The 9885-nt window shown below is 55.9% G+C and carries 7 protein-coding genes; 4 read left to right on the forward strand and 3 right to left on the reverse strand.

All coding sequences use genetic code 11. The features are described 5' to 3' along the window. Nucleotides 1-45 precede the first annotated feature (45 nt). On the forward strand, nt 46-2109 hold the full coding sequence (locus NW856_RS05310) for a prolyl oligopeptidase family serine peptidase (protein ID WP_414399428.1): 2064 nt from the start codon (nt 46-48) through the stop codon (nt 2107-2109). Here NW856_RS05310 and eno read toward each other — a convergent pair. Continuing rightward, nucleotides 2106-3389 (reverse strand): phosphopyruvate hydratase, encoded by a 1284-nt coding sequence (gene eno / locus NW856_RS05315; RefSeq protein WP_414399429.1) that lies wholly within the window; start codon nt 3387-3389, stop codon nt 2106-2108. The two genes, NW856_RS05310 and eno, sit on opposite strands and share 4 nt — an antisense overlap. A gap of 238 nt (nt 3390-3627) precedes the next feature. After that, on the reverse strand, nt 3628-4302 hold the full coding sequence (gene ntcA, locus NW856_RS05320) for a global nitrogen regulator NtcA (protein ID WP_011434093.1): 675 nt from the start codon (nt 4300-4302) through the stop codon (nt 3628-3630). Between the two features lie 281 nt (nt 4303-4583). On the opposite strand from ntcA, the gene NW856_RS05325 reads away from it, so the two are divergent. Together NW856_RS05325 and NW856_RS05330 are read left to right on the forward strand one after the other, a co-directional pair. Next, complete coding sequence (locus NW856_RS05325; RefSeq protein WP_414399430.1) at nt 4584-6479, forward strand: M61 family metallopeptidase; 1896 nt, start codon at nt 4584-4586, stop codon at nt 6477-6479. A gap of 50 nt (nt 6480-6529) precedes the next feature. Further along, nucleotides 6530-7837, forward strand: a complete 1308-nt coding sequence (locus NW856_RS05330; protein WP_414399431.1) for a hypothetical protein — start codon at nt 6530-6532, stop codon at nt 7835-7837. Between the two features lie 30 nt (nt 7838-7867). Here the strand turns inward: NW856_RS05330 and NW856_RS05335 are convergent, their stop codons facing one another. Further along, nucleotides 7868-8755, reverse strand: coding sequence for a hypothetical protein (locus NW856_RS05335; RefSeq protein ID WP_414399432.1), 888 nt, complete (start codon nt 8753-8755; stop codon nt 7868-7870). Nucleotides 8756-9083: 328 nt separating this feature from the next. Between NW856_RS05335 and psbV the strand changes: the two genes are divergently transcribed. Next, a complete protein-coding gene (gene psbV, locus NW856_RS05340) occupies nt 9084-9626 on the forward strand; it encodes a photosystem II cytochrome c-550 (RefSeq protein ID WP_414350243.1) in 543 nt (180 codons plus the stop codon). Nucleotides 9627-9885: the final 259 nt, after the last annotated feature.

Below are 9885 nucleotides of genomic sequence, written 5' to 3' on the forward strand. Positions count from 1 at the left end.
TTGAGCTTATTATTGACTAGAGTCATGCTCTAGCGCTTAGGTCTCATGCTCAACTACCCGCCCAGCTATCCCGATCCCACTGTTGTGGACATCTACCACGGGCAGGCGGTACCGGATCCCTACCGCTGGCTGGAGGATCTGGACTCAGAGCAGACGCGGGCCTGGATTGAGGCGCAAAACCACCTTACCTTTAACTACTTGCAGCAGATCCCAGCCCGGCAGCGGATCCGAGAACGCCTGACCCAGCTCTGGAACTATGAAAAATACAGCCAGCCCTTCAAAGAAGGGGGCCGCTACTTCTACTTCAAAAACGACGGCCTGCAAAACCAGAGCGTTCTCTACACCCAAGAAAGTCTAGAGGGCCAGGCGCGGGTTTTGCTGGATCCCAACACCTTCTCGGAAGACGGTACGGTGGCTCTATCGGGCATTGCCATCAGCCGTGATGGGCGGTATCTGGCCTATGGTCTCTCCCGCTCCGGCTCCGACTGGCAAGAATGGAAGGTGCGGGACATCGAAACCGGCGAGGATTTGCCGGATCACCTCCGCTGGGTCAAGTTTTCCGGGGCGAGCTGGACGCTGGATGGGCAAGGATTTTTCTACAGCCGCTACGACGAACCGGCCCCCGGCAGCGAATACGAAAGCGTCAACTACTTTCAAAAGCTCTACTACCACCGCCTGGGCACTCCCCAGTCGCAAGATACCTTGGTCTATCACCGCCCCGACCAAAAGGAATGGGGGTTTGCCGGCGGGGTTACGGAAGATGGTGATTACTTGATCATCTCCGTCTGGCGGGGTACGGATCCCAAGAATCTCATCTTCTACAAAGACCTGCGGGATCCCCAGTCTCCTGTAGTAGAGCTCATCCGCGAGTTTGAGGCCGAATACAGCTTCGTGGGCAACGACGGATCCCGCTTTTGGCTGTTGACGGACTGCCAAGCTCCTCGGCGGCGACTGGTGGCCATCGACTTGGAGCAGCCTGACCGGGTGCAGGAGGTGATCCCTGAGGCGGAGGAGACCCTGCAGGGGGTTAGCTTGATCAACAATCAGTTTGTGGCCTTCTACCTCAAAGACGCCCACACCCAGATCAAGACCTTTGCTTTAGACGGTAGCTACCTGGGGGAAATTCCGCTGCCCGGGCTGGGATCCGCCAGCGGCTTTGGCGGCAAGCGCTACGACACCGAGACCTTCTACACCTTCACCAGCTTCACCACCCCACCCACCATCTACCGCTACGATTTCACCAGCGGCACCAGCACCCTGTTCCGTCAGCCCCAGGTGGATTTCGATCCCCAGGCCTACGAGGTGCAGCAGGTGTTCTACGCCAGCCAAGACGGCACCCGCATCCCCATGTTCCTTGTCCACCGCCGCGGCCTAGCGCGGACAGGGGATCACCCCACCCTGCTGTACGGCTACGGCGGCTTTGGCATCTCTCTGACCCCCAGCTTTTCGGTGGGCCTGGTGGCCTGGCTGGAGATGGGAGGGGTTTACGCCCAGCCCAGTTTGCGCGGCGGCGGCGAATACGGGGAAGCCTGGCACCAAGCGGGCACCAAGCTCAACAAGCAAAAGGTCTTCGACGACTTCATTGCCGCGACTGAGTGGCTCATGGCCAACGGCTACACCAACCCCTCCAAGTTGGCCATCGCCGGCGGCAGCAACGGCGGCCTCTTGGTGGGGGCCTGCCTGACCCAAAGGCCGGATCTCTTTGCAGCAGCCCTCCCCGCCGTGGGGGTGTTCGACATGCTGCGCTTTCATAAGTTCACCATCGGCTGGGCCTGGATCTCCGAGTACGGATCCCCGGAAGACCCGGAGGAATTCAAGGCCCTCTACGCCTACTCCCCCCTGCACAACCTCAAGCCCGGCACCGCCTACCCCGCCACCCTGATCACCACCGCAGATCACGACGACCGGGTGGTGCCCGCCCACAGCTTCAAGTTTGCCGCTGCCCTGCAGGCAGCCCAGGGGGGATCCCAGCCCATCCTCATCCGCATCGACACCAAGGCAGGGCACGGGGCCGGCAAGCCCACCAGCAAGCTGATTGAGGAAGCTGCCGACCGCTGGGCCTTTTTGGTGCAGGTGCTAGGGATCCCCTGGGACGGAACGGGAAGTTAGCGAGCTCTAGGACCCAGGCCCACCCGACCGGCATAAACTGCCGCTTCCCCCAGCTCGTCTTCGATGCGCAGCAGTTGGTTGTACTTGGCAATGCGCTCGCTGCGGCAGAGGGATCCGGTTTTGATCTGCCCGGCACGGGTGGCCACCGCCAAGTCGGCAATGGTGGTGTCTTCCGTCTCGCCAGAGCGGTGGCTGATGATGGTGCGAAAGCCGGCTTGAACTGCCAATTGGATGGCCGAGACGGTCTCCGTCAGGGTGCCGATTTGGTTGGGCTTGATCAAAATGGCGTTGGCGGCGGCGCTGTCGATACCCTTTTGCAGGCGGGTCAGGTTGGTTACAAACAGGTCATCTCCCACCAGCTGTACCCGGGATCCCAGTTGAGCGGTCATGGCTTGCCAACCGGCCCAGTCTTCTTCCGCTAGCCCATCTTCAATGGAAAGGATGGGATAGTTGGCCAGCAGTTGCTGGTAGTAAGCCACCATCTCAGCCGCGCTGTGGGCTTTGCCCTCAAAGTGATATTGCCCATCCTGCAGCAGCTCGTTGGCGGCCACATCCAAGGCCAAGGCGATATCTGCTCCCGGTTTGTAGCCTGCCTGTTCAATAGCCGTCATCAGCAGATCCAAAGCCGCCGCATTGGAGTCGAGATCAGGAGCAAACCCCCCTTCATCCCCCACACCGGTGGACAGCCCCTTCTGCTGCAGCACTTGTTTTAGTACCGCAAACACCTCAGCCCCGTAGCGCAGCGCCTCGCGAAAGCTGGCCGCTCCAATGGGCACAAGCATAAATTCTTGAATATCGACGTTGTTGTCGGCGTGGGCGCCGCCGTTGAGCACGTTCATCAGCGGCACCGGCAGCAGGTTGGCAAAGGGCTCCCCCAGGTATTTGTAAAGAGGCAAGCCCACTGCTTCCGCAGCCGCTTTGGCTGTCGCCAGAGAAACTGCCAAAATAGCGTTGGCCCCCAGGCGGGACTTGTTGGGGGTGCCGTCCAGGTCGATCAGCAACTGGTCAATACGGGCTTGGTTGAGGGCATCTTCTCCCTGCAGCTCCGACTGGATGGGGCCAAGGATGTTTTCCACCGCCCTCAGCACACCCTTACCGCCGTAGCGTTTGGGATCCCCGTCCCGCAGCTCGTGGGCCTCGAAGGTACCGGTCGAAGCACCGCTGGGAACCTGCGCCAAGCCCGTTGCTCCATTGGCTAGACCCACCAGGGCCTCTAAGGTGGGGCGTCCTCGCGAGTCGAGGATCTCATGGGCGGTAATCCACTCGATGGCCGTTTCCACAGTTACACCTCAGCAATTGGCTAGATAGCTCTGGCCAAAGCCAGATCCCCCCATAGACTAGTAGATTCTTGCCCGCGATCCGGTCAGCTTCCAGAAAACTTTAAGTCTGTCCTTCGGGCACAGAGATTCTTCAAGGCTGCAGCAGTAGATTGAACATAGGCCGGCCAGAGCTTCAACCAACCATCGAGCGGGGTTTGCCTAGGCAGGGTGCTACTCAGGAGGTGTTCTCCTCTTCCTTCTAGGCAAAGCGATGGCTCAGCCGCATCGGGTCGTGTACGGTGATCTTCTTCTTGTGAATGGAGATGTACTTCTTCTTGCGCAGCTCTCCCAACAGGCGGGTGATGGTGACGCGGGTTGAGCCAATGGCCTCGGCAATGGCCTGGTGAGACAGCTTGAGATCGATGGTGACCCCATCTGGGCCAGGCACTCCGAAATCGCGACAGAGAATCAACAAAAAGCTGACCAGACGGGATCCCATGTCGCGATGAGCCAGCGTCTCGATCATCATCTCCGTTTGCAAGATACGAGACGACAGGCTTTTAACCAGCAACATGGCCAGTTCGGCGTTCTCCTGCAAGGATTTTTCCACCTGCTCGATCGGTAGAGAGAGTAACTCGGTAGGTGTAAAAGCCACCGAGTGATAAAAGCGGTCGGAGCGCTGTCCCGTGATAAAGGAGAGCACGCCGAAGATGCTGTTTTCGCGCAGGAGGGCAACTGTGATTTCCTCTCCCATTTCGTAGACCCGCGAGAGCTTAACCGCTCCCTTTACCAAAAAGTAAACCCGCTCCGCCGGATCCCCTGGAAAAAAAATGGTCTTCCCGCGCTCGAACGTTTCGATAACCGGAGGATGGTGAGGGCCTCCCAATTGCTTGAAGGCTGTGATCAGAGATTTTTCCGCTACGGCCACCGCCATACTCATCAACCTTTTAAGGTCAGTTTATACCTAAGATCAACCTACTAAGATCAATCTAGAAGCATTAGGCTAGGTTGCAACCCATTGACTTCAGAATCTACGAGGATACCAAGATTTACCCTAAAGTAGAAGGTTCTGCCTAGGTATCTTTGTAGCACGCGCTACATTTTTAAGTCTCGTTTTTGCCCCAGAAAGGGATCCCCAACCGAAAGCAGGGGTTAGGATAAGAGCCATTGTCGCTGGGGGTTGTGTCGGCCCTTGGCGGTAGAGAGTGGAGTGGGTTGGAACATTCTATCTATCTATCTATGGGGATCCCAGAGGTTATCGTTGCTGCACCTTCTCAACTGAGCCGCCAGCATTTCACAGTGCGGATGCCGGATCCGGCCAATCACCTCCTGGAGGTGGAGCTGCTGCTCCGAGAGGTGGAGCCAAAGATGCCTTTGCGGCTGCGGCTGCCGGTGTGGACGCCGGGATCCTACCTGGTGCGGGAATATGCCCGTCACGTGCAGGAGTTTCAGGCGGCAACTGAGCAAGGGATCCCTTTGGCCTGGCGGAAGGTGGATAAGAATACCTGGCAAATCGATCCGCCGGGTTCTTCTGCTGTGAAGGTGTGCTATCGGGTCTATGCCTATGAGCTGACGGTGCGCACGAACCATCTGGATTTGACCCACGCCTATTTCAACGGGGCAGCGCTCTTCCTCTACGTGCCCGGTCGCGAGCGGGAACCCTACACTTTGACGGTGATCCCCCCCAAGCCGGATTGGCACATCGCCACCAGTTTGCGGCCCTTGACCTCTCCTTCTGAGGATCCCACTTCCGGCCAGTCTTTTGTGGCGGAAGACTACGACGAGCTGGTGGATAGCCCGGTGGAGGTGGGTCCACATCGAGTGCAATCGTTTGAGGTGGAAGGGATCCCGCATTACCTTGTGGTTTGGGGGTCAGGCACTCTAGATGTCGATCGGGCCGTTGCCGATGCCAAGGCCATTGTCGAAACCACAGCCGCATTTTTTGGTGGGCTACCCTATGACCGTTACTGGTTTATCGTGCATTTGTCGCCGGGAGGATTTGGTGGCCTTGAGCACAAGTACAGCACCACCCTTCTTTACTCTGGGCTAGAGCTGCATCAGCCGGAGTCCTATCGTCGGTTTTTGGCTCTGATGGCCCACGAGTTGTTTCATGCCTGGAATGTCAAGCGTCTGCGTCCTCTGGCATTGGAAAAGATCGATTACAACCAAGAAAATTATCTGGAATGTCTGTGGTTTTGTGAGGGGGCGACCAGCTATTACGAAAACGTCATCTTATTGAGGGCAGGGATCCTCAGTGCCGGCGATTTCTTGAAGATTCTTTCCGAACAGATTGGCCGCTTGCAGCGTACTCCGGGCCGGGCCGTGCAATCGCTGCGGGAGTCCAGCTTCGATACCTGGATCAAACTCTACCGCCCCCACGAAAACACCCTCAACAGCCAGGTTTCTTATTACTTAAAGGGGGCTTTGGTCTGTTGGCTGCTGGATCTGCACATCCGTCACCTTTCCGGCGGTCGGGGATCCCTGGATACAGCTTTGCAGGATCTGTGGCAGCGCTTTGGTCGGTCAGGGAAGGGCTACAGCGACCAAGACTTGCGGGAGGCGTTTGAGCGGGCAGCCGGTGCCGATCTTGGCCGGTTTTTCGCAGCCTATGTGGAAGGCACGGAAGAGCTAGACTACAACACTTACCTACACCCCTTTGGCCTCACCCTTAAAGCCCACTTCAGCCGACCCAACCTTCCCCCCTACCTGGGCCTCAATTTCAACGGCGAGGGCAATCGCATCAGCGCAGTAGAGATGGGATCCCCGGCGCAAAAAGCGGGCATCTGGGCCGGCGATGAGCTGGTGGCCCTGGATGGGTTCAGGGTGAGCGCTGCCAACTTGGCGGAACGCTTGACGGCCTATCAGCCCCACCAGATCATTTGTTTGAGCGTTTTTCAAGCGGACCAGTTGAAACACTTTTGGATCCCGTTGGATCCCCCTCGGCCCGATGTCTACACGTTGGAGGTATTGCCTGAACTGACTCCTGCTCAAGAAGCTCTTCAGCAAGGCTGGCTGGGATCCCTTGTCGGCGCCCAGCTTCGGTCAGAGGCAGGTCCCCATCTGCTTGAAAATTCACCTATCTCCTCCTATCATGTTGAGGCAAGCAGGTAATCCAGTTAACTGGAAAGAAAAGTAACAGCAGCAGAGGACAGGAGTATCTGATGGACTTAGTTTTGGTTTTATTGATTGGGGCAGCTGTTGGTTTCTCGGTAGGCATTTACGTTGCTCGCCAGTATGGGGCCAGTCCTAAACTGGAAATCTGGAAACGAGAGATTATCAGAGATATATCTTCGCAGCTAAGCCAACGCAGCCAAGAACTCAACAACCCGGACAAAGCACTCATCAAGTTGAGCGAAGGATTGGTAGACAAGATTTCTCAAAAGTTACAGGAAAAGTTACAGGCCGTCCAAGCTACCCTTGAAGAGTTTAAATTTCGCCTTGCTGACAGCCAGCAAAGCTTGCTACAGGACTGGGGCAGAGACTTTCTACAAGCTATATCTGTAAAGTTGGCCGAACATGGCCAGCAACTGAACAATCAGCTAGCCATTCTGGAAAATCTAGTGGAAGAGGCCAAAGATATTTATCGGCAACTACGGGTTACTATTCAAAGTTCTCATGGATCCGGGATATGCCCAACTGCAAATCAGGACTCCCAGAATGAGCAGGTTACTCAGGTCATTGGTAAAGCACCAGATCCTGAGACACCAGACGAAGTACTAAGAGACAAGGATGGGACAGCTACTGTTGATATATCAAAGATAGAGTCGTTCTTAAACTCAAAAAACATAAAGATAAAAAGCATAGCTGCGGAAGAAAAAGAGGAAAAGCTAGATCAAATAGCCGCCTTTATGGGCAGCCGATACTCTTTTATCAAGAGATTTTATGGAATGGTTAAATCAAACATGAAGAGCGGCAGTTCTTTCTTCCTAAACCTTAGAGACGAACCTCCACAAGTAGTCAGTTCAACTTGCCAAGTTGCTAAGGAGTTACACGACATCGCATTTTTGGAAGAGTACAGATACTCTAAGGCGCCCAGATGCCTTTTGGTAGCGAGACCCAGTAGGTCGCCTCAGGCGCTGAATTTTCTGGCAGGGAACTGGCTGGAAAGATATGTTAGGGGCACGCTGATCCGCCTTGTTGAGGCTCACACCGAAAAGATCAGTTTCTCTTACGTCGCGAATGCCCAAGTTACTTTATCGAATAGAGCCGATTTTGAGATGGATCTTTTCTTCCATATCAATGATAAATTCTACTGGGTGGAATCGAGGACAGGTGGGTACCAAGATAAAATACAAAAATACTCCGGAATCGCTCATGAACTCGGTCTTCAGGGAAGCCAAGCTTTCATAGTTTTAACTGATGTTAGTCAAGATACAAGAAGTAGTCTATCTTCCCTCTATCACCTGTCAGTGATTGGCGTCGATGAGGTTGAGTCTACCTTTGATGGGATCCTGAAAAGCCATCTCTGAAAGTCTGAAAAAGTCCCCAAGAGCATCGGCTCAGGCCACAATCTTGACGGCTTGCTCCATACACCACCAGGGATCCTCGGCAAAAGCTGGCATGGGAGTGCTGCCTGCCTTGCCCAGAACGGCCAGCCTTACCTCTCGATCTAGACGGGATCCGGCCCCGTAGGGATCTTCTGAGGGAGGTTCCAGCCGTTGCCCCAGAGGGGGCATCACCATAATGCCTGGCTGCATGCTGGTGCTGCTGACCCAGATTTTGAAGTGATCCACCGCTACGTCTGTTCCTTCTGGCAGTTGCATCTGCAGCAAGTAGCGGGGGCCAGAGCCAATCAGCAGGCTCTCGTTGGGGCGTAAACGGGCAGGCAGATCTGGTTGATAGGGGTAAACCAAATCCACGCTGTACCGCCGCTCGTCAAAGACGGTGACATAAACATGCACTGGAGTGGGGGCTCTGTTTCTCAAGGCAATGGCCAGGTTGCGGCCTGCTTGGATTTGCACTTTCCCTTGGGGATCCCGCGGCAGGGGGCTCACTTCGGCAGGGGCAGAGCTGCTGGCCGGGGTTTCCAGTTGGAGAAATTCCACTTCCAAGATGCTGCTCAGCGCATCGCTGGCAGGTTGCAGGTTCAAAAGATTACCAAAAGCAGCCACGTGCTCCAACAGCCGCACCAGCTTGCGAGGCAGGGCCTGTAGCTTTTTCACCGGGATCCGGAAGGCCGCCAGAGCCACCTCTTCCCCCCGACGGTAAAAGTGATAAATGGCATCGGGCAACAGCTCTACCCGCAAGTCTGCTGCTTCCGGATCTGTGTAGGCCAGAAGCGGTGAGGCCGGCAAAGCCGCCAGCAAATTGGCAACAGGCATTTGGATCTGACTGGGATCCGCACAGGTGAAAGCCACCCGCAACGGCTGGAATCGGACAGAGGACATGGGGGCAATCCTGCAAAAACCTGGAACGGAGTCTGCCGTATTCTCCTGCTGTGAGGTTGCCGGGCAAGCAAGCCAAGCTCTATATTACCTGCTCAGTTCTCCCCACCTCGACCGGGCTGTGGCCAAGTCAGCTCCCGGCCAACAGACCCCCAACAGGCCACAGCTCCGTAATCAAACTTAACACCAAAGGCAAATGGAACCGATTGGGAAACCATCTCGGATCCCATCTGCAAATGATCTCTTGATGGTCTATTCTTGATCCTGTTGTCGGGTTTGCGGCTGGAGTGGAGCCCACCTCTCCTCTTTCTAGACTGATCTACGGAGAACCATGTTTAGCAAAGCTTTTTCTGTTCAGAAGGTGTTTGTGCCAGCGCGTCGTCGGTTGCTTGTCCTGCTGTTGGCTGTGTTGATGGCTGGGTTTGGCTGGGGTCTGGCTCCAGTGTTTGCAGCTAAGGATATTCCTGCGGTGGCTCTGTCGCCAACCGAGTCCATTACCTTTACCGAGGCCCAGTTGGCCAAAGGGAAGAAGTTATTCAACACCGCGTGCGCCCAGTGCCATGTGGGCGGTCAGACCTATCCCAACCCAGACGTAAGCTTGAAGCTTTCGGATCTGGAGGGGGCAACTCCCCCACGGGATAATGTGCTGGCAATCGTGGACTACATCAAGAATCCGGTCACCTATGACGGGGTGGAGTCTCTGTTGGAGTATCACCCCAACACCCAGCTCACCAGTGAGTATCCCCGTCTGCGCAACCTCACCGACGAGGATCTGAAGCTGATTGCGGGCTACATTCTGGTGCAGGCCAAGACTGTTCCCGGCTGGGGCGGTACCAAGAACGAAAGCCACAGCGACCTATCGGCCTATCTCTAGGTCTGGATCGGAAGTTGCCTATGAGATGTCGGATCCCGTCTCGCCTCTAGGCCTAGGTCGGGATCCTGGCCTTGTTGTGGCTGGGGCTGGCCAGTCCGGTGGCGGCTCGCATTCATCCTTACCAAGAAAACTGGGTTTAGGGAACTGCCCCGCAAGGGGGAATGCCTGGGGAGATGAGCACCGCTGTCGTAGAGGGGCAGCCCAACACGGTAAGTGCTGTCGCAGAGCCAGGAACCAGAATCTCCTGCCTTTGGGCAGG

Source organism: Synechococcus sp. R3-13, assembly GCF_047462195.1.
Classification (GTDB): Bacteria; Cyanobacteriota; Cyanobacteriia; order Thermostichales; family Thermostichaceae; genus Thermostichus.